Annotated in this window: 17 protein-coding genes and 1 riboswitch; of the genes, 7 read left to right on the top strand and 10 right to left on the bottom strand. The window is 73.3% G+C overall.

Going from position 1 to position 20658, the window contains the following annotated elements; translation table 11 throughout:
- Positions 1-66: 66 nt before the first annotated feature.
- Positions 67-1023, top strand: a complete 957-nt coding sequence (locus FRAQA3DRAFT_RS22375) for a DUF72 domain-containing protein (protein ID WP_009741325.1) — start codon at positions 67-69, stop codon at positions 1021-1023.
- Here the strand turns inward: FRAQA3DRAFT_RS22375 and FRAQA3DRAFT_RS22370 are convergent.
- Both FRAQA3DRAFT_RS22370 and FRAQA3DRAFT_RS22365 read right to left on the bottom strand, forming a co-directional pair.
- Positions 995-1306, bottom strand: coding sequence for a MazF family transcriptional regulator (locus FRAQA3DRAFT_RS22370; RefSeq protein ID WP_009741324.1), 312 nt, complete (start codon positions 1304-1306; stop codon positions 995-997). The two genes, FRAQA3DRAFT_RS22375 and FRAQA3DRAFT_RS22370, sit on opposite strands and share 29 nt — an antisense overlap.
- Positions 1303-1563, bottom strand: a complete 261-nt coding sequence (locus FRAQA3DRAFT_RS22365; protein WP_035921331.1) for a toxin-antitoxin system HicB family antitoxin — start codon at positions 1561-1563, stop codon at positions 1303-1305. Before FRAQA3DRAFT_RS22365 ends, FRAQA3DRAFT_RS22370 begins: the two co-directional genes overlap by 4 nt.
- 189 nt (positions 1564-1752) lie before the next feature.
- On the opposite strand from FRAQA3DRAFT_RS22365, the gene FRAQA3DRAFT_RS22360 reads away from it, so the two are divergent.
- Positions 1753-2547, top strand: coding sequence for a class III extradiol ring-cleavage dioxygenase (locus FRAQA3DRAFT_RS22360; protein WP_035921329.1), 795 nt, complete (start codon positions 1753-1755; stop codon positions 2545-2547).
- Positions 2548-2574: 27 nt separating this feature from the next.
- On the opposite strand, the gene FRAQA3DRAFT_RS22355 is transcribed toward FRAQA3DRAFT_RS22360, so the two are convergent.
- From FRAQA3DRAFT_RS22355 to FRAQA3DRAFT_RS22340, 4 genes are all read right to left on the bottom strand, one after another.
- The gene (locus tag FRAQA3DRAFT_RS22355) at positions 2575-3372 is read right to left on the bottom strand and encodes an SDR family oxidoreductase (protein WP_009741321.1); all 798 of its coding nucleotides are present in this window, start codon (positions 3370-3372) and stop codon (positions 2575-2577) included.
- 287 nt (positions 3373-3659) lie between these two features.
- Positions 3660-5141, bottom strand: a complete 1482-nt coding sequence (locus FRAQA3DRAFT_RS22350; RefSeq protein WP_009741320.1) for a membrane protein — start codon at positions 5139-5141, stop codon at positions 3660-3662.
- A 224-nt stretch (positions 5142-5365) separates the two neighbouring features.
- Positions 5366-6319, bottom strand: a complete 954-nt coding sequence (locus tag FRAQA3DRAFT_RS22345; protein WP_009741319.1) for a metal ABC transporter substrate-binding protein — start codon at positions 6317-6319, stop codon at positions 5366-5368.
- 142 nt (positions 6320-6461) lie between these two features.
- Positions 6462-7517 (bottom strand): agmatine/peptidylarginine deiminase, encoded by a 1056-nt coding sequence (locus tag FRAQA3DRAFT_RS22340; RefSeq protein ID WP_009741318.1) that lies wholly within the window; start codon positions 7515-7517, stop codon positions 6462-6464.
- Positions 7518-7569: 52 nt separating this feature from the next.
- Between FRAQA3DRAFT_RS22340 and FRAQA3DRAFT_RS22335 the strand changes: the two genes are divergently transcribed.
- The 4 genes from FRAQA3DRAFT_RS22335 (at position 7570) to FRAQA3DRAFT_RS22320 (ending at position 11670) form a co-directional block, all read left to right on the top strand.
- A complete protein-coding gene (locus FRAQA3DRAFT_RS22335; protein ID WP_009741317.1) occupies positions 7570-8580 on the top strand; it encodes a nitrilase-related carbon-nitrogen hydrolase in 1011 nt (336 codons plus the stop codon).
- A gap of 227 nt (positions 8581-8807) precedes the next feature.
- Positions 8808-9482 (top strand): hypothetical protein, encoded by a 675-nt coding sequence (locus FRAQA3DRAFT_RS22330; RefSeq protein ID WP_009741316.1) that lies wholly within the window; start codon positions 8808-8810, stop codon positions 9480-9482.
- Positions 9483-10093: 611 nt separating this feature from the next.
- Positions 10094-10291, top strand: a complete 198-nt coding sequence (locus tag FRAQA3DRAFT_RS22325; protein WP_009741315.1) for a hypothetical protein — start codon at positions 10094-10096, stop codon at positions 10289-10291.
- The gene (locus FRAQA3DRAFT_RS22320) at positions 10288-11670 is read left to right on the top strand and encodes a Dyp-type peroxidase (RefSeq protein ID WP_009741314.1); all 1383 of its coding nucleotides are present in this window, start codon (positions 10288-10290) and stop codon (positions 11668-11670) included. Before FRAQA3DRAFT_RS22325 ends, FRAQA3DRAFT_RS22320 begins: the two co-directional genes overlap by 4 nt.
- A 102-nt stretch (positions 11671-11772) precedes the next feature.
- Here FRAQA3DRAFT_RS22320 and FRAQA3DRAFT_RS22315 read toward each other — a convergent pair whose 3' ends face one another.
- The 4 genes from FRAQA3DRAFT_RS22315 to metH form a co-directional block, all read right to left on the bottom strand.
- Entirely contained in the window at positions 11773-12438 is a 666-nt protein-coding gene (locus FRAQA3DRAFT_RS22315; RefSeq protein ID WP_232291707.1) for a hypothetical protein, read from the bottom strand.
- A 479-nt stretch (positions 12439-12917) separates the two neighbouring features.
- A complete protein-coding gene (locus tag FRAQA3DRAFT_RS22310; RefSeq protein WP_009741312.1) occupies positions 12918-15113 on the bottom strand; it encodes a PI-PLC domain-containing protein in 2196 nt (731 codons plus the stop codon).
- A 214-nt stretch (positions 15114-15327) separates the two neighbouring features.
- Complete coding sequence (locus FRAQA3DRAFT_RS22305) at positions 15328-15762, bottom strand: SRPBCC family protein (RefSeq protein ID WP_009741311.1); 435 nt, start codon at positions 15760-15762, stop codon at positions 15328-15330.
- A 285-nt stretch (positions 15763-16047) separates the two neighbouring features.
- A complete protein-coding gene (gene metH, locus FRAQA3DRAFT_RS22300) occupies positions 16048-19740 on the bottom strand; it encodes a methionine synthase (RefSeq protein ID WP_009741310.1) in 3693 nt (1230 codons plus the stop codon).
- Between the two features lie 14 nt (positions 19741-19754).
- A riboswitch (S-adenosyl-L-homocysteine riboswitch) is annotated at positions 19755-19830 on the bottom strand.
- 208 nt (positions 19831-20038) lie between these two features.
- Between metH and FRAQA3DRAFT_RS22295 the strand changes: the two genes are divergently transcribed.
- Positions 20039-20575 carry a DUF3052 family protein gene (locus FRAQA3DRAFT_RS22295; protein ID WP_009741309.1) on the top strand — a complete coding sequence of 179 codons (537 nt, stop codon included), beginning with the start codon at positions 20039-20041 and terminating at the stop codon, positions 20573-20575.
- The last annotated feature ends 83 nt before the right edge of the window (positions 20576-20658 follow it).

Below are 20658 nucleotides of genomic sequence, written 5' to 3'. Positions count from 1 at the left end.
TCACGCCAGCCGTTCGCGGGCAGGTACCGGCCGCGGCGGCCGCGCGGTGCGGAAGAGGTGACGGGGATGGGTGAGGTGCTGATCGGGACGGCGTCGTGGACGGATCCGACGCTGCTGCGGTCGGGGTGGTATCCGCCGGAGGTCACCACCGCCGAGCAGCGGTTGCGCTACTACGCCCGGCAGTTCCCGCTCGTCGAGGTCGACGCCACCTACTACGCCCCGCCCGCGGAGCAGACCGTGCGGATGTGGGCGGCGCGGACCCCGGCCGGGTTCACCTTCAACATCAAGGCGTTCTCGTTGCTGACGGGGCATCCGACCCGTCCCGGTGCGCTGTACAGGGATCTGCGGGACCTCGTCCCGGCGGAGCGCCGGAACCTGTATCTGAAGGACGTGGACGCCGGGGTCGTGGACCAGGTGTGGGAGCGGTTTCTCGCCGCGCTGGGTCCGCTGGCCGAGGCGGGCAAGCTCGGCGCCGTGCTGTTCCAGTTCCCCCAGTGGTTCCCGATCAGCGCCGCGAACAAGCGGTACATCCTGGAATGCCAGGAGCGGTGCCGGCCGTTGCGGATCTGCGTCGAGTTCCGCAACCACACCTGGATGGACGAGCGCAACCGTGACGAGACCCTCGGCTTCCTCACCTCCCACGGGCTTCCCTACGTCTGCGTCGACATGCCCCAGGGCCATCCGAGCTCGATCCCGCCGGTGCTCGCCGTGACCGCGGATCTTGCGGTCGTCCGCTTCCACGGGCACAGCGAGAAGTGGACGAGCCGCGACATCCACGAGCGCTTCGGCTATCGCTACAGCGAGGACGAGCTGCGGGAATGGGCACCGAAACTGCGCCGGCTGGCGGACGACGCCACCCGCACCCAGGTGCTCATGAACAACTGCTGCGCCGACCACGCGCAGCGCAACGCCCGCCAGCTCGCCGACCTGATGGCGGCGCTCGACGACGCGAGCCCGGCCCCGGCCCGGCCGAGCGACGTCGAGCGCGGCCGTCTCAGCGTTCGGGCGTGGCCAGAATCTTGAACAGCAGGGTGTTGGCGCTGGTCAGCGCCTGAGTGTCGACCGAGCGCAGGCAGCCGACGAGGCTCGCCTTCGCGACGAACGTGACCAGGCCCATCACGGCCCACTGCCCGCCGCCGAGGTCGACGCAGAAACCCTCGGCGCTGGCATGGTCCACAACCAGGGCGACCAGCACGGTCGGCTCATCGACGATCTCGTTGTAGACGGTGGAGCTGAGCACCAGCACGGCCTGGGGCGTCGGGCCGGTGTTCGCGGTCCAGATCTCCCCGCGCCGGGGCGGTCTCACCGAGCGGTGTCGGTCGGGGTGGAATGTCCCGCCGCCGCGAGGGCCTGCTGGTTGGCCTCCCCGAAGGCCAGGGCCGCCTGCGCCACGGCCGGGTTGGCCCGGATCCAGGCCCCGTGCGCGGCGCAGCGCCGGCGCATGTCCTCGCCGTCGAGCACGCCCTCGATCCAGGCGTTCATCGAGGTGTGTTCGGCCTCGGCGTGACGCCGGACCGCTTCGTAAGCCTCGTCCGAGAGACGCAGTGTGATCGTCCGGCTCATGCGACCCATGCTAGCAAGATCTGCTGTCAGTACGTGGTGCATGAGCGATGCGGCACACGTGACAGTTCACTGACCAGGCCCCAGGAGCCTCCGTAGGCTGAAGGTCTGTTTCATGACGACAAGGAGCACGAGCCAGTGTCGACCGCGTCTGCTTCCTCCCCGCTCGAACCTGCTCCCGGCGGCGCGCGCATGCCCGCGATCTACGCCACCCAGGGCGCCCCGCCGCTGATCGACCATCCGCGCTGGCCCGCCGAGCTCGCCGCCTGGGGCCGGGCGCTGCCGCGTCCCCGGGCGATCCTGGTGATCTCGGCGCACTGGGAGCAGAACCCGATCGCGTACGGGGCGACGACCACGCCCGTCCCGCTGTACTACGACTTCTACGGCTTCCCCGAGCGCTTCTACCGGCTGAGCTTCCCGGCTCCCGGGGCCCCGGACCTCGCGGCCGAGGTCGCCCGCCTGCTCGGCCCCAGCCAGCCGCTCGTCGAGCAGGCCGACCGCGGGCTCGACCACGGTGCCTTCATCCCGTTGATCTACATGTACCCGGACGCGGACGTCCCCGTGCTGCAGATCTCCCTGCCCACGCAGGACCCGGTCGGCCTGCTGGAGCTCGGCCGGCGGCTGGCGCCGTTGCGCGACGAGGGCGTGCTGATCTTCGCTACGGGCCTGCTCACCCACTCCACCGGCTACGCCGACCTGTCGAACCCGGACAGCAGCCCCCATCCTGACGTGGCCGCCTTCGACGCCTGGGTGGCCGACGCGCTCGGCCGCGGCGATCTCGACGCCCTGGTGCACTACCGCGACCGCGCGCCCGGAGTGCGCCGGGCCCTGCCGAGCCAGGAACACTTCGTCCCGCTGTTCGTCGCCCTGGGCGCCGCCCTCGACACCCCCGGACCGGTGATCTTCCCGCACCACGGCTTCTGGTACGGGAACTCGATGCGATCGGTCCAGTTCGGCGCGCCGGTGACGGCTGACGTGCCCGCCTGACAGCGGGCGCCGGGATGGGCGAGGGGGTCAGGGCACGGCCCGTGGGGGCGGGTCGAGGCGGCGGGTGGGGCGCACGACCATCTCGGTGACGGTCGTGCGGGGCGGCAGGGTGACCGCGGTGGTCACCGCGACCGCGATGTCGTCCGGGTCGACGAGCACGTCGGCGTTCCACCGGCGGCCCTCCGCCGCAAAGATCTGCTGCTGCATCGGGGTGGCCGTGCGGCCCGGGAACACGCTGCACACCCGCACGCCGTCGGCGGCCACCTCGACGCGAAGGCTGTCGGCGATGGCCCGCAGCGCCTGCTTCGCGGCCGCGTATGCGCCGACCTCGGGGCCGGCGGCGAGGCCCTGGGTGGAGTTGATGAACACCACGTCTCCGGTCGCCTCGATCAGGTCCGGCAGCAGCGTCCGCGTCAGCGCGTAGGAGGCGCGGACGGTCACGTCGAGCAGGCGGTCCAGCTCGGCCAGGGAGGTCTCGGCGATCGGACCGCGGTGGTAGAGGCCCGCGGAGTGCACCAGGATCGCGAGGTTCGGCAGCTCGCCGCGCGCCGCACCGGCGAGGAACGCACGGTCGGCCGGTCGGGTGATGTCCGCGGCGTGGTGGTGGACGGCGAGGCCGAGCTCGTCGGCCCCCTTGACCAGCCGCGCGAGCGCGTCGTGGTCCCGGCCGGTGGCCAGGACGGACGCGCCGGCCTCGGCGAGCCGCAGGGCGACGGCCTGCCCGATGCCGCTGGAGGCACCGGTGACGAGCGCGCCGCGGCCGGCCAGCGCCGCCGGGGACCGGGACTCCCGGATCCGCAGGGCGGTCCGCGGGTCTGCTCCCATCGCCAGGTCAACCCCCTCGTTCCCACCGTTCCGAGACCCCGCCACAATACAGTTACGTAAGGGGCGATTGGTCCCGCGTGGCGGGCTTGACGGATACTCAGTGTTTGCCCGACGAAGTCATTCGTACCCGCCGGGTAACTAAGGGATCGGTGCGTGCCGTGGGGCTTTGCGTCGAGGCCCGTCGCGGCCCGTGGGACGGCCCCGCCGCACCTCGCTGCGGCACCGTCACTGCAGCGCTGTCACCGCTGTGGCGTCACCGCTGTGGCGGCGTCACCGCTGTGGCGGCGTCACCGCGGCGAGGCGGTGCGGACCTGGCGGTGCAGGTGGTACAGCCAGGGCGGGATCGTCGCCCAGAACACGATGATGTTGCCGACCACCACCCCCCTGGCGCCGCCGACGAGCAGGCCCGTGACCGGGCAGGCCAGCAGGAACGGCACGAAGAACAGGTTGATCCAGAAGGTGAGCCGGGTCTTGCCGAAGGCGTAGAGCACCGCGGCCGGGCCGACCGCGAGCCCCGGGCCCACCTGCGCGATCACGGCGAGCAGCAGCAGGTCGTGGGTCTGGCCCCAGGTGTCGCCGAGCAGCGCGGCGCCGAAGTCCGCCGGCAGCAGCATGAACGCGAGCCCCCACACCGTGCTGGAGACGACGACGAGCCCGGAGACCAGATATGCGCCGCGGATGACCCGGGCGGCGGGCATGTGCTTGCGCCGCGCGAACTCGGGGATGGCGAAGCTCATCAGCGCAACGGCCAGATTGGTCGTGGGGGCCAGCAGCGTCTGCAGGCCGCGCAGGGCGCCGACCAGGGAAGTGGAGCCGACCGCCCCGATGATCAGGGTGGAGGTCTGCTCCGCGCCCTGGAGCGAGAGGAACTCCGCTGTCATGAAGCCGGTCGTCTCGCGGTGGCCGGTGAACCAGGCCCGTGCGCGCTTCGGGGCGGGCCAGGCGCGGTGCTGCGCGACGCCGACCAGCGCGGCGAGGGCCGCCGCCGCCCCCCAGACCAGGACCAGCGCCGCCGCGCCGCCGCCGTCCGTGGCCGGGCCGGCGGCGAGCAGGCCGACGCCGACGGCGAGCCCCGCCGCCCAGACGAGGTCGTTGCCGACGGCGAGCAGGGGGCGGCCCTGGGCAAACGACGCGTAGCGCCAGGCGTCCTGCACCAGCAGCGCCGGCATGATCACGCCCATCGCGACCAGGTTCAGCCCCACCGTGCCGCCGAGGGCGGCGCCGACGACGAGCAGAGCCACGCCGACGGCGGCGCCGAGCACCAGTGCGGTGCCGGCCGCGGCCCGCACCGCCGAGCGGAACGTCGACGCCGGGACGTCGGCGTAGCTGATCCCCAGCGGTGCCGTCCCGGCCGCCCGGGACAGCCCGACGACCATCGCGAAGATCGTGTAGGCGATCGCGAACGCGCCGAACTCGCTCGAGTCCACCCTGCGGGCGATGATGAAGTTGATCGCCGCATTGGTGCCGCTCGACACCACCTGATCGCCGACCGTCCACAGCGCGTTGACCCGGCTGCGTGACCTCGACGGCGCGGGCGCGGGCTCCTGCGGGACGTCCTCGTAAGCCAGATCGCGATAGGCCGCGTCGTGATCGAGCCGGACTGGGCGGTCGGCGTGGTCGAGGTGGTCGAGATGCTCGAGGTGCTCGGGAGGGTCGGGAGGGTCGGGGCGGTCGGGGCGGTCGGGGCGGTGGTCGGGATGCCGCGGTTGCGGCACCGCCTCGCCCGTGCCCGTCGCGCGGTCCGCGCCGAGCCTCACGTCCTCATCCACGTCGATTCCCTCGCGCCCGTCCGGGGTTTCGCTCGGCGGGACACGCGGGCACCGGCGAGCTGCCCGACGTCCTCGTCGGACGTGCCGGCTCGTCGGCGGCCGCGCCTTGCCGCGCCCGGCCCCCCGGCCTTGTCCGATCACGTCCCCGCGGCTCCGCTATGCCGGTGCCGACTCTACCGTGACGTAACTGTCATCTTCGGGTAAGCGGGCGAGCACGTCGGCGTTCAGCGCAGCGCGGCGACGATCGTGCGGGTGTTGTGCTCCTCCATCTGCAGGTAGGTGGCGCCGTCGGAGCCGGCGGGGCCGAGAGTGTCGCCGTAGAGCGAGTCCTCGCCGGCCTCGACCCGCACGTCGGCCTCGTCCGCGATGGTCCGCGCGGTCCGCGGCGGCAGCGACGACTCGGAGAAGACCGCCTTGGTGCCGGTCTGCCGAATCTTGTCGACGATGTTCCTGATGTTGCTGCCGGACAGCTCCGCGGCGGTGTCGAAGCTCGGGATGATCGAGCCGACGAAGGTGAGGCCGTAGCGGTCGATGTAGTAGCCGAAGGCGTCGTGGTTGGTGACCAGCTTGCGGTCGGCGGGCGGGATCGTGTCGATCTGACGGCGGATGTCGCCGTCGAGGACGTCGAGCTTGGTGTCGTAGGTGACCCGGTTGGCGTGGAAGTAGCCGGCATTCGCGGGGTCGGCCTGGGCGAGCCCGCGCTCGATGTTCGCGACCATGATCTTGACGTTGAGCGGGTTGTGCCAGATGTGCGGATCTCCGTCCTTCTCCTCCTCGTCCCCGTTGCCGGCCCGGATGGTCACGCCGCGGCTCGCGTCGACCCGGATGCCGTCGAAGCCGGCGGCGCCGACGGCGTCGTCGAGCCAGCTCTCCAGCCCGACGCCGTTCTCGACCAGCACCTTGGCGTCGCCGACCGCCTCGATGTCGGCCGGGGTGGGCTCGTAGTCGTGCGGGTCGACGTTGGGCTTCAGCAGCTGGGTGACGCGGACCCGGTCGCCGCCGAGGACCCGGGTGAAGTCGGCGACCTGGCTGGTCGTCGCCACGACCGGCAGCCGCTTGCCGGCGGCGTCGGCGTCGGCGCCGCCGGAGGACGAGCCGCAGCCGACCGCCAGGGCGGCGACCAGGGCCAGGCCGGCGACTCCGGCCACGAGCCGGGCGGGGAGGGGGATGACGGGCAAGGGAGGATCCTCACTTCGCAGAGCGGACGCCCCTGATGAAAACGATTCCGGAAACGGATGTCAATAAGTCGGCCGGCGAGTACCTGCGCCGGTGGGCGCTCGTCCGCGCCGGGATGGGTCGGCGGATGGCTCGGCGGGTGGCTCAGCGGGTGATCCGAGGCTGCTGCTGGGTGATGCAGTGCACTCCGCCTCCGTGGGCGAAGATCACCCGTGCGTCCACCGGTTCGACCCGGCGGGTGGGGTACAAGCGGGCGAGCAGGCCGAGGGCGTCGGCGTCGCGAGGATCGTCGAAGACGCCGGCGACGACCAGGCCGTTGGCGACGTAGTAGTTGAGGTAGGAGTAGCCGGCCGGGCCCCCGTCGACCTCCAGCACGGTCGGCGCCGCGATCTGCACGACCTCCAGCGGGCGACCGGCGGCGTCACGGCTGGCCCGCAGCAGCGCGGCCAGCTCCCGGGTCGTGGCATGGTCGGGATGCGCCGGGTCGGGCTGGCTGTGCACGGCGACGAGGCCGGGCCGGACGAAGGCGGCGACGACGTCGACGTGCCCGCGGGTGCCGAACCGGTCGTAGTCGCGGGCCACGCCCCGCGGCAGCCAGATCGCCCTGGTCGTGCCGAGTTGGGCGTGCAGCTCCGCCTCCACCCGGGCGCGGTCCCAGCCGGGGTTGCGGTGCGGGTCGAGCTGGACCGTCTCGGTCAGCAGCACGGTGCCGGCGCCGTCCACGGCGATCCCGCCGCCCTCGTTCGTCAGCGCCGAGTGGCGCACCGCCGCACCGGCCCGCTCGGCGACGGCGGTGGCCAGCAGCCGGTCCGTGTCCCAGCTCGCCCACTGCTGGGCGCCCCAGCCGTTGAAGACCCAGTCGACGGCGCCGAGACGCTGGCCGTCGTCGATCGTGAACGTCGGGCCACTGTCGCGTACCCAGGCGTCGTCCAGCCCGACCTCGATCACCGTCACGGCGGGCGGGACCAGCCGGGCCGCGGTCGCGCCCTGACCCGGGCCGGCGATCAGGGTGACCGGCTCGTAGCGGCTGATCGTCGCCGCCACGCGGGCCCAGGCGGAGCGGGCCGCGGCGAGGCCGGGGGAGCCCTGCGCGCCAAAGGTGTCGTTCGGGGGCGGGAACGCCATCCAGGTCCGGGTATGCGGCTCCCATTCGGCCGGCATCCGGCGGGCGGCGGCAGCGGCGGGCACGCCGGCCATCATCGCAGGCCCGACGCCCGCGACTGGCGCGTGCGGCCATGAGAGCATCGGGGCCATGCTGACGATCACCAGCATCGGGGCGCCCGCCTCGCCCGCCCGGGTGGCGCCGCCGACGCGCGCCCCGTTGCGGATCGCCGCGGTGCAGCACCGCTGGCATCCCGACCCGGCCGAGCACGCCGCCGCGTTGCGGGCGGGCGCGCTCGCCGCGGCCGAGCTCGGCGCCCGGCTCGTCTGCTTCCAGGAGCTGACGCTGTCGCGCTACTTCGCCGACGTTCCGCCGGACGGTGCGCCGGCGGACGGTGCGCCGCCGGTGGGCGGCGCCGGGCCCGCGGCGCTGGCCGAGAGCGTCGACGACGGGCCGACGCGCACCCTCGCCGCCGGCCTCGCCGCCGAGCTCGGCGTCGCGGTGCACATGTCGCTGTACGAGCGGGCGGACGCCGCCGACGGGCTGGGCTTCAACACCGCCATCGTCGTCGGCCCGGACGGCGCGCTGCTCGCCCGGACCCGCAAGATGCACATCCCGGTCACCGCCGGCTACCACGAGGACCGGTACTTCCGGCCCGGCCCGGCCGGCGCGGACAGCTTCCCGGTCGTCGAGCTGCACCAGGGGCGCTTCGGCTTCCCCACCTGCTGGGACCAGTGGTTCCCGGAGCTCGCCCGGGCCTACTCCCTCGCCGGCGCCGACGTCCTCGTGTACCCGACGGCGATCGGGTCCGAGCCCGATCATCCCGGCTTCGACACCGAACCGCTGTGGCACAACGTGATCGTCGGCAACGGGATCGCCAACGGCACGTTCATGGTCACGATCAACCGGATCGGGACGGAGGGTGCCCTGACCTTCTACGGCAGCTCGTTCATCAGCGACCCGTACGGCCGGGTGCTGGTCCAGGCGCCGCGCGACGTCCCGGCGGTGCTGGTCGCCGACCTCGACCTCGACCAGCGCCGGGACTGGCTCACGCTGTTCCCGTTCCTCACCACCCGCCGCCCCGATGCCTACCGCGGGCTGGCCGAGCCCGGCGCGGGCAACGGCGCGGGCAACGGCGCGGGCAACATCGACGGCCGCTGACCCGCGCCCAGACTCGCGTCTGGCCGGAAGTCGATCGTGCCCTCGTGCGTGTCCGTCATGTCGCCGTCCTCCTCGCTGTTTCGCAGCGTCCTACCCGAAACCAGTCATGCCGGATCGGCGACGCAGCGTGGCCTGGTGGGTCGGAGGGCTCGGACGCGGACCTGCCGCGCCCAGGTCTTCGACGGGTCGTAGAACCTGGGGGTGGGGATCACCTAGACTGTCGAGGCGTGGAGGCGTCCGCCGGACCGGTCGCGCGCGGCCTGCGGGCCGGTGTGTTCGCCGCGGTGTGCGTCGCCCTCAGCATGGTCGCGCATGTCGCCGCCCAGGGGGCGGCCCCGCAACCATGGGTGCTGCTCGTCGGCCTGGTCACCGTGACGGCGGTCACCGGCGCCTGCGCCGGCCCGGCTCCCTCGCTGTCGCTCGTCGTCGGCCTGATGGCGGCCACCCAGGCCGGGCTGCACGCCGCCTTCGGCGCCTGGCCTGCCACCCCCGGTCCGGACCTGTCCCGGCTGCTGTGCGCGGCGCCCGGCGCGCGCGCCACAGCGGCCGCGACGCTGCTGCGCCGCGACGGCCTGCTCGCGACCGTCGGCGGCGCAGCGCCCCATCCGGCGCTGATGCCGGCGATGGAGCACGGCGGCGGCCTGCTCGTGATGGGCGCGCACCTGCTGGTGGCGGTACTGACCGCCTGGTGGCTGCGGCGGGTCGACGCGGCCCTGGGCGTCACCGGCGCACTGGTGGGAGTACTGGCCCGTGGCCTGCGCAAGCTGCTCGGACCGCCGGCCGCCCCGGGCGCGCCACCCGTCCGCCGCCGGCTGCGCCCGGCGATGCCGCCCGCGAATTGGCCGCGTTCGGCCGGGCTGCGCCACAGCGTCGTCCGCCGAGGCCCGCCGCGAATGGCCTGATGCGGCCCGGACCTGCCGTCCGGTCGGGATCCCGGCGTCCCTGCGCCTAGACGAGCGACTCCGCACTTCTCGTGACCCTGGGTAGCCGTCCACCAGTCCCGCCTGCACCGCACGATCACTGCCGCCAGCCCGCCAGCCCGGTTTCCGGCCAGATTGAGGCCAGATCGTGCCGAGGCTTGGACACGGTTCTGCGGCCGAAAAGCGTAACTACCCCTCGGCATGATTCTGTGCACAAATGATCGCAGAGAGATGCGAAGGAGGTGGCGCGGCCAGTGGGCACACCGAGCTCCGAGGCGACCCCGCACTCCCCGAGGCGACCCCGCACCCGGCGCCCGATCAGACCCCCACAGCCACGGACCACTTAGGACTCAGTCGTCTACGGACGTCTACGGAATGCCGGTCCGCCCGTGCCCGTGCCGTCTGCGTCCGCGCCGCATTCTCACCGACCACCGCGCCCGAGAGGGATCTGTCCAACCCTGCGGCCCGTACCCGGAACGTCCCATGAGCGCCCGACGCGCCCCCCGCGTTCCCACGGACCGCGACGCCGGTTCACGACCGCGACCGCACGGACGCGCGTACCGGGGCGCCGTGCCTTCACACCTGGAGTTCCCATGCCCGACGGAGTTCCCCTCCGCGTCAACCGCCGCGTCGGCCTTCCCGCCGAGATCGTCGGCAGCCCCATCCGGGCCACGGAATCCAGCGGCGCCCCCGTGATGGCCGGCGGTGCCGAGAAGGCCGGCCCGGGGGTGCGCGGCACGACGCTCGGCGCGCCGATCGACCTGCCGCTGCTGCCGGGGAGCGCCGCGTGAGCGGCGAGACGTCGAACCGGGCCGTGCCGGGCGAGCCGCCCGCCGGCCCGGCGACTCCGGCCGCGGATCGCCGTCCTGGGCCGCACCGGCGTCGGGTACTCGCCGGCGCCGGCCTGTTCGGCCTCGGTGCCGGTGCCGGCGCCACCCTGGGGACGCAGCGGCTGCTTCCCGAGCGGGCCGACCCCGTCGCGGCGGCCCGGCGTTCGGCGCTGGCCCCCGTGGTGGGCGACGGCCGTCATCAGCCGGGCATCATCGAGCGTGCCCCCGCCCACCTGGTGTTCACCGCCTACGACCTGACGGCGACCGATCCGGTGGCGGCGCGGGCGGCCCTCGGCGCGGTGCTACGGGCGTGGACGGAGGGCGGCCGGGCGCTGATGCACGGTGAGAGCCCGAGCGGCGCGATCCCAGGTGGCGTCACTGCGGGTGGCGTCACTGCGGGTGGCGTGCGCCCGGCGGGGGTGGGTCGGGAGGCGGCGGGTCTGGGGCCGGCGGGGCTGACGGTAACGGTCGGGATCGGGGCGTCGGCGCTGCGCCGAGCCGGCCTCGATGCGCGGCTCCCCGGGCCGCTCGCCGACATCCCGGCGCTGCCCGGCGACCGGCTGGAGGCGGCCCGTGGCGAGGGGGACCTCGCCGTCCAGGTCTGCGCCGAGGATCCCATGGTCGCGTTCGCCGCGGCCCGGCAGCTCGGCCGGCTCGCCGCCGGCCGGGTCCGGCCCCGCTGGTCGCAGCGCGGGTTCCAGCGCACCGCGGCGGCCGCCACCGACCCTGCGGCCACCCCGCGCAACCTGATGGGGCAGCTCGACGGCACGAACAACCCGCGGCCGGGCACGGCGCAGTTCGACCTCGCGGTGTGGGCCGTCTCGGGCCCGGAGTGGATGCGCGGCGGGACCTATCTGGTGTGCCGGCGGATTCGGATGCTGTTGGACAGCTGGGAGCGGCTGACCGAGGACGCCCGCGGCGAGGTCATCGGGCGCCGGATCGACGACGGGGCGCCGCTGTCCGCGCCGTCCGCGGATGCCGGGGGCGGCGAGGACACGGCGGCGGACTTCGCCGCCCGCGGCCCGGACGGCCGGCCCCTGATCGCCGGGAACGCCCACATCCGCCTGTCCAACCCGCAGTTCCATGGCGGTATCGCCATGTTCCGCCGCGGCTACTCCTACGACGACGGCCTCGACGCCGCCGGCGAGCCGGACGCCGGGCTGTTCTTCCTGGCATTCCAGGCCGATCCGCGTACGGCGTTCGTCCCGGTGCAGCGCACCCTCGCCGCCTCCGACGCGCTGAACACGTTCATCCGGCACACGGCCAGCGCGCTGTTCGCCGTCCCGCCGGCCGCGTCGCCCGACGGCTACCTCGGTCAGCGTCTTCTGGAGGAGGTTTGAGACGGCCCAGTGCCTTGCCGGCCCAGTGCCTTGCCGGCTCAGTGCCTTGCCGGCCCAGTGCCTTGCCGGCTCAGTGCCTTGCCGGCCCAGTGCCTTGCCGGCTCAGTGCCCGGCGGCCAGGGACACCAGCGCCCGGGCGTACCGTTTCGCGCAGTACGGCGCGGGATGGATGAAGTCGACGATGCACCGGTGGCCGTCGAGCTCGGTGTTGAAGGCCATCGCCGGATGGATCGCCCGCGCCGCCCGCTCCGAGTAGCGCACCCGGCCCGGGAACTCGCGCGCGAGCTCCCGGTACATCTCGTTGAGCCGCTCGCTGCCCAGCATCCAGCCGTTGAGCCGCGAGGCCGACGTCGTCCAGTCGACCTGGCCGGACGTGCTGTTGAACGAGGACGGCACGGCCGCCGCCAGCACGATGCGGGTCACCCCGTGGCACAGGTACCAGCGGATCTGTCCGGTCAGCTCGGTCCGGTAGGCGGCGACGAGCTGGGTGCCGACGACGTTGCCGGGGTTGTTGCCGTTCCAGTTCAGCACCACGGTCCGCGGCCGGCCCGCCGCGGCCAGGTCGTCGGGGAGCAACGGCGAGGAGGTGTCGGCGTAGACGCTGGGGGCGAGCCCCGGGTAGCCGACGAGACGGACCGGGGCGGTGTCGGTGGCCCGCGCGGCGACGGTGACCATGGAGTCGCCGACCACCAGGGCGGGTTTCCGGGTCCCGCCGTCGCCCGGCCGGCCGCCGGCGAGGACCGCCGCGACCACGAGCGCGGCCACCACGACGAGGGTCAGCCACGGCCTGGCCCCGCCGGGGGCGGTTCCCGGCGCCGCGGGGTCCGTGCCCGCCCGGCGCCGGGGCCGCGGCGACTCCCGGGACCCGGCGCGGGCGGGCGGCGGCCCACCTGATCCGGACCGGGTGCCGGCGGCCGTCGCCGTCCAGTCACGCCGGTCCCGGGAATGCGACGAGAAAGACCGATGCGTCCAGTAGTATGACTCCGTCCGCGGATTCGACGGGCCGCTGCGGGCGGATCGGCGTGGGGTCGACGAGATCTCGGGACCTTCCTTCCGTCCGGGGCGCCGGTGGCCGTCGTCGAGATGTTTTCGACCTCCGGATACCCGGGAGCGTCCCGCTAAACCGGTTCACCGTGTGCACAACACCGTCTGTCGCCGTTAATTGGGGGAAAGCCGGCGAGCCGGCCGGAACCCGTTGAGAAATGCCCTCGCCGTCGGTCTGGTGAAATGGGGCTCCGGGCTGGTTCTCAGCGGGGGGAGCGGCTGCGCTGGGCATTCAGCGCCGTCACCGTCGGGACGAGATCGCCGAGGGTGGTGAAGTCGGTCGCGAGGAACGTCGGGATGAGCCCGGCCCGTTCGCAGCGGTGTACGTGGGCGAGCAGGGCGGATTCCCGGTTGACCGCGTCGGCGTAGGTCCGGCCCGGATCGTCCCCGTTCACCCAGTGGTTGACGAGCAGCATCGGCGCGGTGCGCGAGCCGCGCCCGACGCGGCAGGTGAACCCCGCCGGGGAGGGCACGTCGAACGGCGTGTCCGCCGCGTACCGGAAGAACCGCCGATACCAGCTCTTCGGGACGTCCGCGTTCTCGGCGAAGACCACCAGCCGGCGGTCGGTCGCGACCATGTGCCCCAGCGTCGGCCAGCGCCCGCGCGGGTCCGCGGGCGGCGTCACGATCCGGCGCAGCAGCCCGGCCCGGCGGACGGCGGCGATCACCTCCCCGGGCGGCACCGAGTCCTGCAGGATCAGCGTCACGACCTCGGACGGGTTGCGCGCCAGCCAGTCGTCGACCGAGCGCAGGGCCTCCTCCAGGCTCAGCGAGCCGAGCTGGCACACGCTGTGGCACAGCCAGAGGCCGGGTCGGGCGGAGCGGGCGCCCCGGGCCAGCGGCGTCAGCGCGGCGCGTTCCCGCGGGCGCAGGCCCGCCAGGAACGTCTCCACCTGCGTCGGCGTCGTCCAGTGCTGCACGTCGAGCAGCAGCGCTCGCACGCCGGTGTCGAGCTGGCCGACGAGGTCCGGATCCTGCGTCGCCCCGACGAAGTCGGCGGCGCTGGAAGCCATCGCGTTGTGGCTGGCGGCGTAGACCGCCTCGTCGTAGCGCAGCCCGCACAGGCCCCGGCTGCCGTTGCAGCTTGCCGCCTCCCCGCCGAACCGCGCCGGCGTCGCCAGCCACGAGCAGCTCAGCAGCACCGCCGCGGACAGCGCCAGGACCACCGAGCGGCGCCGGGTGAACGGCCGCCGCCGGCACCGGACGAGCAGGCCGACGAGACCGAGCAGGCACCCGGCCAGCGCCACCGCCGCGGCCACCTGGCCCCACACGGTGCGGATCCGGCCGATCATGGTTCCCTGCAGGTCGTGCAGCAGGTCCCGCACCCGCAGGGGCAGGGTCGGGTTGGCGCCGACGACGCCCGCGGTCGGGTCGCCGACCAGGGCGGGCAGCAGCAGCCCGAGCAGCAGCGCGGCGGCCCCGCCGGCCACCATCCCCCCGGCGACCAGCAGGAGCGTGTCGCCGCGCCCGCATCGGGCGTGCCGTGCGGCGAGCAGGACCGCCAGCACGGCCACGGCCGCGAGCAGCACGGCCAGCGCGACGGTGCCGTAGCGACCCAGCTCGTGGAGCACGTGCAGCAGGCCCATGCCGGCCGACTCGTGCGCGCGGGCCAGCGGGGTGCCCAGGTCGAGCTGGTCGCCGGCCAGCCGTCGGCGCAGGTCGGCGAGGGCCGTCTCGTCACCCTGGAACAGCAGGGGCCCGACCACGGCGAGCGCGGCGGGCACCTTCCCCTGCCGAAGCAGCCCGACGACCTGGTCGTCGACCCGGGCCCGCTCGGCGTCGGGGAGCCGGGCCAGCAGCACCGAGCCGATCTGGTCGGCCTGCTCGCCGGTCAGGTCCATCGTCGGGATTCCGGCGGGCCGGCGTCCCTGCGCCATCTGGTCGAGCCCGCCGACCAGTAACCGGGTAACGGCGGCGACGTCATGGGCCTGGAAGGTCGGCGTGCCCGACACCTGCCCGGCCAGGTAGATGGTGGCGAGCTTCGCGATCGCCGCGAACATCGGGCGCAGGTCGACGCTGAGCGTCAGCGCCGGGCGCTGGCCGGCGAGATAGCCCGAAATCTGCGTGCTGAGGGTGTTCACGGTGCCGCGCACCGCCGGGGCCGGCACGACGAGCCGCAGGTTGTCGACGACGACGTCCGGGGGGACGGGCAGCCCGGCGAGCAGGTCCCGGGTGACCCCGGCGACGGCCGGGTCGGCCAGCACCTCGTCGTAGAGCCGGCGGTAGACGTCGGTCTCGTCGACGGCCTGCCGGTAGTAGCCGGCGCGCTGGACCGTCAGGTTCGTCGTCAGCGCCACGACCGCCCCCGGCCAGCACAGCAGCGCGACGAACAACGCGAGGATGATCCAGATCCGCGCGCGCCGCCCGGTGGCTGCGGCGGGGACGTCGAGGCGGCGCACCGTGGGGGCATGCCCGGTCGGGATCGTCCCGATGCCGCCACCCCACGGGGGTCATAGTTCTCACCTCATCGGTAGGTCGACCGGCCCGCCCCCGGCCGGCTCCCCACCACCCGCCCGACCGGCTGCGCGGGCAACCGCCGGGCCGCGACCCGCCGCCGGGCGGTGATCTGGGGCCCGGCGGAGGGCCTCCGTGCAGGTCGGGCGGTTGCCGGGGCTACCGCTCGACCTGGGTCTTCAGGTCGTGCAGGGCGGATTCGACCAGCTTGTCCTCCGCCTTGCGGCGCAGCAGGCCGGGGATCGGCACCTTCAGCTCGACCGTCAGGTCGTAGATGACCTCGGTGCTGCCGTCGCCGAGGTCGGTCAGCGTGTAGCTGCCGTCCAGCGAACGCACCCGGTCCGACTCGAGCATCGTCCAGGTGACGGAGTTCGGCCCGGCCCAGTCGTAGACGAGGGCGTAATCCTCCTTGCCGAAGGTCGTCTTCGCCTGGAAACGGGCCTTTGCCGGTAGGCCGGCCGGCGTGGTCTCGATGACCTCCGCGGACTGGATTGCATCCGACCAGTCGGGGTACCGGCTGATGTCGGCGATGACGGCCAGCACCGCCGCCGGCTGTGCCTTGATGACGATCGTGGACGAGACGTGATCGGCCATAATGGCAGGTCCTCCACATGCTCCGGGTACGTTCGGGATTCGGCGGCAACCGTTTGTGGTAGCACAGCCGATCTTTCCTGGCGCGAAACGGAACGTATAAGAACCTGGTGTATCGGTAAACATAAAACACCCGAACGTGTGGAGTTGCGTCCGGCCGTGGGTGTTCGACCGGCCATGCGCGTAAAGGCGGCTTTGGTGCGGCGGCCTCGGATAACGCCGCGGACGTGCACCGCCGGCCCGGCGCTGCCGTCCCGCCGGGCCGAAGGTGACGATTGTGGCCGGTCGTTACTGCGGGTCGTAGGCGAGGTTGGGGCGAAGCCAGCGCTCGACGTCGCCGACGCTGAGGCCGCGCCGGCGGGCGTAGTCGGCGACCTGGTCACGGCCGATGCGCCCGACGGTGAAGTACTTCGACTCCGGATGGGCGAAGATGAGCCCGCTGACGGCCGACGCCGGGGTCATCGCGAACGACTCGGTCAGGCCCAGGCCGACCTGGCCGGCGTCGAGCAGGTCGAACAGCGCCTGCTTCTCGCTGTGGTCGGGGCTGGCCGGGTAGCCGAGCGCCGGGCGGATGCCGCGGAAGCGCTCCGCGTGCAGGTCGGCCAGGCTCGGCTCGGCGTCCGGCTCGAACCACTCCCGGCGCGCGGCCAGGTGGACGTACTCGGCGAACGCCTCCGCGAGCCGGTCGGCGAGCGCCTTCACCATGATCGACCGGTAGTCGTCCTGGCGTGCCTCGAACTCGGCCGCGAGCGCGTCCGCGCCGTGGACGGCCACGGCGAAGCCGCCGAGATGGTCGTCGGCGGGCGCGACGTAGTCGGCGAGGCTGCGGTTCGGCCGGCCGGCGGGCTTCGTCGTCTGCTGGCGCAGCATCGGCAGCCGCAGCCGCCCGTCACGGGCGCCCGCCACCGCGCCGGCCTCGATCACCAGGTCGTCGCCGTCGGCGAAGGCGGGCCAGAAGCCGTAGACACCCTTCGCCTGCAGGCTGCCGTCCTTGATGATCTGGTCGAGCAGCACGTTCGCCTCCTCGTACAGCTCGCGGGCGACCGGCTGGTCGAGGATCGCGGGGAACTTGCCCTTCAGCTCCCAGGCGAGGAAGAAGAACTGCCAGTCGATCATCTCACGCAGCGCGGTGAGGTCCGGCGTGACGACGCGGCGCCCGGTGAAGGCGGGCACGGGCAGCTCGTCGAAGGAGACCTGCTCGCGGTTGGCCCGCGCCTGCGCCAGGTCGAGCAGCGGCTGCGCCCGGCGGTTCTCGTGCTGCTCGCGCAGCTTGGCCTGCTCGGCCCGGTTGCGGGTGTCGAGCTGCCCGGCCCGCTCGGCGTCGAGCAGGTCCGAGACCACCCCGACGACGCGGGAGGCGTCGAGCACGTGGACGGTGGTGGCCTCGTAGGCAGGGGCGATGCGCACCGCGGTGTGCTGGCGCGAGGTGGTGGCGCCGCCGATGAGCAGCGGCAGGGTCAGCCCACGGCGCTGCATCTCGGCGGCGACCGCGACCATCTCGTCCAGCGACGGCGTGATCAGGCCGGACAGGCCGATCGCGTCGGCGCCCTCGGCGACGGCGGTGTCGAGGATGACCTTGGCGGGGACCATGACGCCGAGGTCGATCACCTCGTAGTTGTTGCAGCCGAGCACGACGCCGACGATGTTCTTGCCGATGTCGTGGACGTCGCCCTTGACCGTGGCGAGCACGACCTTGCCGTTGCCGCGCCGCGCCGCGGGCCGGCCGGCGGCGCTGTCGTCCAGGGCGGCCTGCGCCTTCTCGGCCTCCATGAACGGCTCCAGGTAGGCCACCGAGCGCTTCATCACCCGCGCGCTCTTCACCACCTGCGGCAGGAACATCTTCCCCGAGCCGAACAGGTCGCCGACGATCTTCATGCCGTCCATCAGCGGGCCCTCGATCACGTCGAGGGGACGCGCCGCGGCGGCCCGCGCCTCCTCCGTGTCGGCCTCGATGAAGTCGACGATGCCGTGCACGAGCGCGTGCGAGAGCCGTTGCGCGACCGGCGCCTCGCGCCAGGACAGGTCGACGACCCGCTGCGTGCCCTTGCCGCTGACCGTCTCGGCGAAGGCGACGAGCCGGTCAGTGGCGTCCTCGCGCCGGTCGAACAGCACGTCCTCGACGAGTTCGAGCAGGTCGGCGGGGATGTCGGCGTAGACGGCGAGCTGACCGGCGTTGACGATGCCCATGTCGAGCCCGGCGCGCACCGCGTGGAGCAGGAACGCCGAGTGCATCGCCTCGCGGACGACGTCGTTGCCGCGGAAGGAGAACGACAGGTTCGAGATCCCGCCGCTGATCCGCACCCCCGGGCAGCGCTGCTTGATCAGCGGCAGGGCGTCGATGAACGCCTTGGCGTAGCCGTTGTGCTCGGCGATACCGGTGGCCACGGCGAGCACGTTCGGGTCGAAGATGATGTCGGTGGCGGGGAACCCGATCTTCTGCGTCAGCAGATCGTAGGCGCGCCCGCAGATCGCCACCTTGCGCTCGGTGGTGTCCGCCTGGCCCTGCTCGTCGAAGGCCATGACGACGACGCCGGCGCCGAAGTCGCGGATGCGCCGGGCGTGGTCGAGGAAGACCTCTTCGCCCTCCTTGAGGCTGATCGAGTTGACCACGCCCTTGCCCTGCACGCAGCGCAGCCCGGCCTCCAGCACGCTCCACCGCGAACTGTCGATCATGATCGGCAGGCGGGCGGCCTCCGGCTCGGTGGCCAGCAGGTTCAGGAACGTCGTCATCGCCTGCTCGCTGTCGAGCAGGTCGGCGTCCATGTTGACGTCGAGCAGGTTCGCGCCGCCGCGCACCTGCTCCAGGGCGACGTCGACGGCGGCCTGGTAGTCGTCGGCCTCGATGAGGCGGCGGAAACGCGCCGAGCCGGTGACGTTGGTCCGCTCGCCGATCATGACGAAGCCGGTGTCCTCGCCGATCTCGAACGGCTCCAGGCCGCTGAACCGGGTCCGCGGCGTGGGCGTCGGCACCTGCCGCGGCGCCGTCCCCTGCACGGCGGCGGCGATCTGGGCGATGTGCGCCGGCGTCGTCCCGCAGCAGCCGCCGACGATGTTGACCATCCCGGCCGCGGCGAACTCGCCGATCAGCCGGCCGGCCTCCGCCGGGGTCTGGTCGTAGCCGCCGAAGGCGTTGGGCAGCCCGGCGTTCGGGTGGCAGGCGGTGTAGGTGCCGGCGATGCGGGCCAGCGCCTCGACGTGGGGGCGCATCTCCTCGGCGCCCAACGAGCAGTTCACGCCGACGACCAGCGGATTCGCGTGGGCGATGGAGCTCCAGAACGCCTCGACCGTCTGCCCCGACAGCGTCCGCCCGGACAGGTCGACGATCGTCACCGAGATCCACAGCGGCAGGTGCGGGGCAACCTCGCGGGCGGCGGCGATCGCGGCCTTCGCATTGAGCGTGTCGAAGATCGTCTCGATGAGCAGCAGGTCGACCCCGCCGTCGGCGAGGGCCTCGATCTGCTCGGCGTAGGCGGCGCGGACCTGGTCGAAGGTCACCGCCCGGTACGCCGGGTCCTCCACCCGCGGGGACAACGACAGCGTGACGTTGAGCGGGCCGATGGAGCCGGCGACGAACCGCCCGCCCGCCTCGTCCGCGGCCTGCCGGGCGAGACGGGCGCCGCGCAGGTTCATCTCCCGCACCAGCGACTCCAGACCGTAGTCGGCCTGGCCGATGCTGGTCGCGGTGAACGTGTTCGTGGTGGTGATGTCCGCGCCCGCGGCCAGGTACTGCCGGTGCACGTCGAGGATGATGTCCGGCCGGGTCAGGTTGAGCAGGTCCGGGTCGCCGGCCACATCCTTGGGATGGTCACGCAGCGAGTCGAGCTGGTAGTCCGCCGGGGTGAGCCCGGCGTTCTGCAGCATCGTGCCCCAGGCGCCGTCCAGGACGACCACCCGCTTCGCCAGCAGCTCCCGCAGCGCGGCCGCGCTGGCACGAGTACCGGGACGACCCGCCACCTCACCGACGGAAGCGGTTCCAGCCATGAGACACCTCCCTGTTGTGGGAGGCGCCCTTGTTGACCGGTTCGGGCCGAGCGTGGCGGACCTGGGTCCGTTGCAGCGCCTCTCGACCTGACAGTGACGATACCGTGCCGGGGTGATCGCTTGGCGACAGCTCGGATAGTCGCTGGTCGGCGTGGGGTTGCCTGGCCGGCGCGGGGGCGATCGGACCGTCGGCATCGACCTGTTCGCCGATCCCGACCGTCTGTCTGGTCTCGATACGGTGTTTCCTGATACGTGACGGTGTTTCCTGATGCGTGCCGCCGACGGGAGGGATCGCGGGATGGGGTCGGGCCCCGCCGGACGGGCGGGCTACTCCGGGACGCCCCTGGCCCGCAAGCTGGGGGTGAAACCGGGCCACCGGCTCGTGCTCGCCGCCGCGCCGCCCGGATGGGCGGTGCCGGAGCTGCCCGCGGGCGTCGAGCTGATGTACATCGCCGGTCTGCACGCCGGCAGCACGGGCGATCCCGGCGAAACGGCGGGCGTGGGTGATGCGGGCGACGTCGGCGATGCCGGGGGCGCGGGCGCGGGCGGTGGGAACGGGGTCGGCGGCGGCTTGGCGGCGATCGATGTGTGCGTCGCGTTCTGCCGGCGGGCGGCCGACGTCCACGGGGCCGTCGAGGCGTTCGCCGAGGCGATCCGGCCGGCGGGTGCGCTGTGGATCGTCTGGCCGCGTCGGGCCGCCGGTCATCGCAGCGACGTGACCGAGAACCTCATCCGCGAGGTCGCCCTGCCGCGCGGCCTGGTCGACACCAAGGTCGCCGCGGTCGACGAGGACTGGTCCGGGCTCAGGGTCGTCTGGCGCCGCGAGCGCCGCTGACGGGCCGTGCCGGCGCCGGGGCGGCCGCCTCGCAGGTCAGCCCGCCACTCTGTCTTCAGCCCGCCCTGTCGTCAGCCCACTCT

The sequence above is a fragment of the Frankia sp. QA3 genome (assembly GCF_000262465.1).
Classification (GTDB): Bacteria; Actinomycetota; Actinomycetes; order Frankiales; family Frankiaceae; genus Frankia.
Note: the sequence above shows the minus strand (reverse complement) of the source record. Positions and strands in the feature narration are given on the sequence as shown.

Coding starts and splice junctions, on each gene's coding strand:
- FRAQA3DRAFT_RS22375 (WP_009741325.1), top strand. CDS start 67: ATGGGTGAGGTGCTGATCGGGACGGCGTCGTGGACGGATCCGACGCTG.
- FRAQA3DRAFT_RS22365 (WP_035921331.1), bottom strand. CDS start 1,563: ATGAGCCGGACGATCACACTGCGTCTCTCGGACGAGGCTTACGAAGCG.
- FRAQA3DRAFT_RS22360 (WP_035921329.1), top strand. CDS start 1,753: ATGCCCGCGATCTACGCCACCCAGGGCGCCCCGCCGCTGATCGACCAT.
- FRAQA3DRAFT_RS22355 (WP_009741321.1), bottom strand. CDS start 3,372: ATGGGAGCAGACCCGCGGACCGCCCTGCGGATCCGGGAGTCCCGGTCC.
- FRAQA3DRAFT_RS22340 (WP_009741318.1), bottom strand. CDS start 7,517: ATGATGGCCGGCGTGCCCGCCGCTGCCGCCGCCCGCCGGATGCCGGCC.
- FRAQA3DRAFT_RS22335 (WP_009741317.1), top strand. CDS start 7,570: ATGCTGACGATCACCAGCATCGGGGCGCCCGCCTCGCCCGCCCGGGTG.
- FRAQA3DRAFT_RS22325 (WP_009741315.1), top strand. CDS start 10,094: ATGCCCGACGGAGTTCCCCTCCGCGTCAACCGCCGCGTCGGCCTTCCC.
- FRAQA3DRAFT_RS22305 (WP_009741311.1), bottom strand. CDS start 15,762: ATGGCCGATCACGTCTCGTCCACGATCGTCATCAAGGCACAGCCGGCG.
- metH (WP_009741310.1), bottom strand. CDS start 19,740: ATGGCTGGAACCGCTTCCGTCGGTGAGGTGGCGGGTCGTCCCGGTACT.
- FRAQA3DRAFT_RS22295 (WP_009741309.1), top strand. CDS start 20,039: ATGGGGTCGGGCCCCGCCGGACGGGCGGGCTACTCCGGGACGCCCCTG.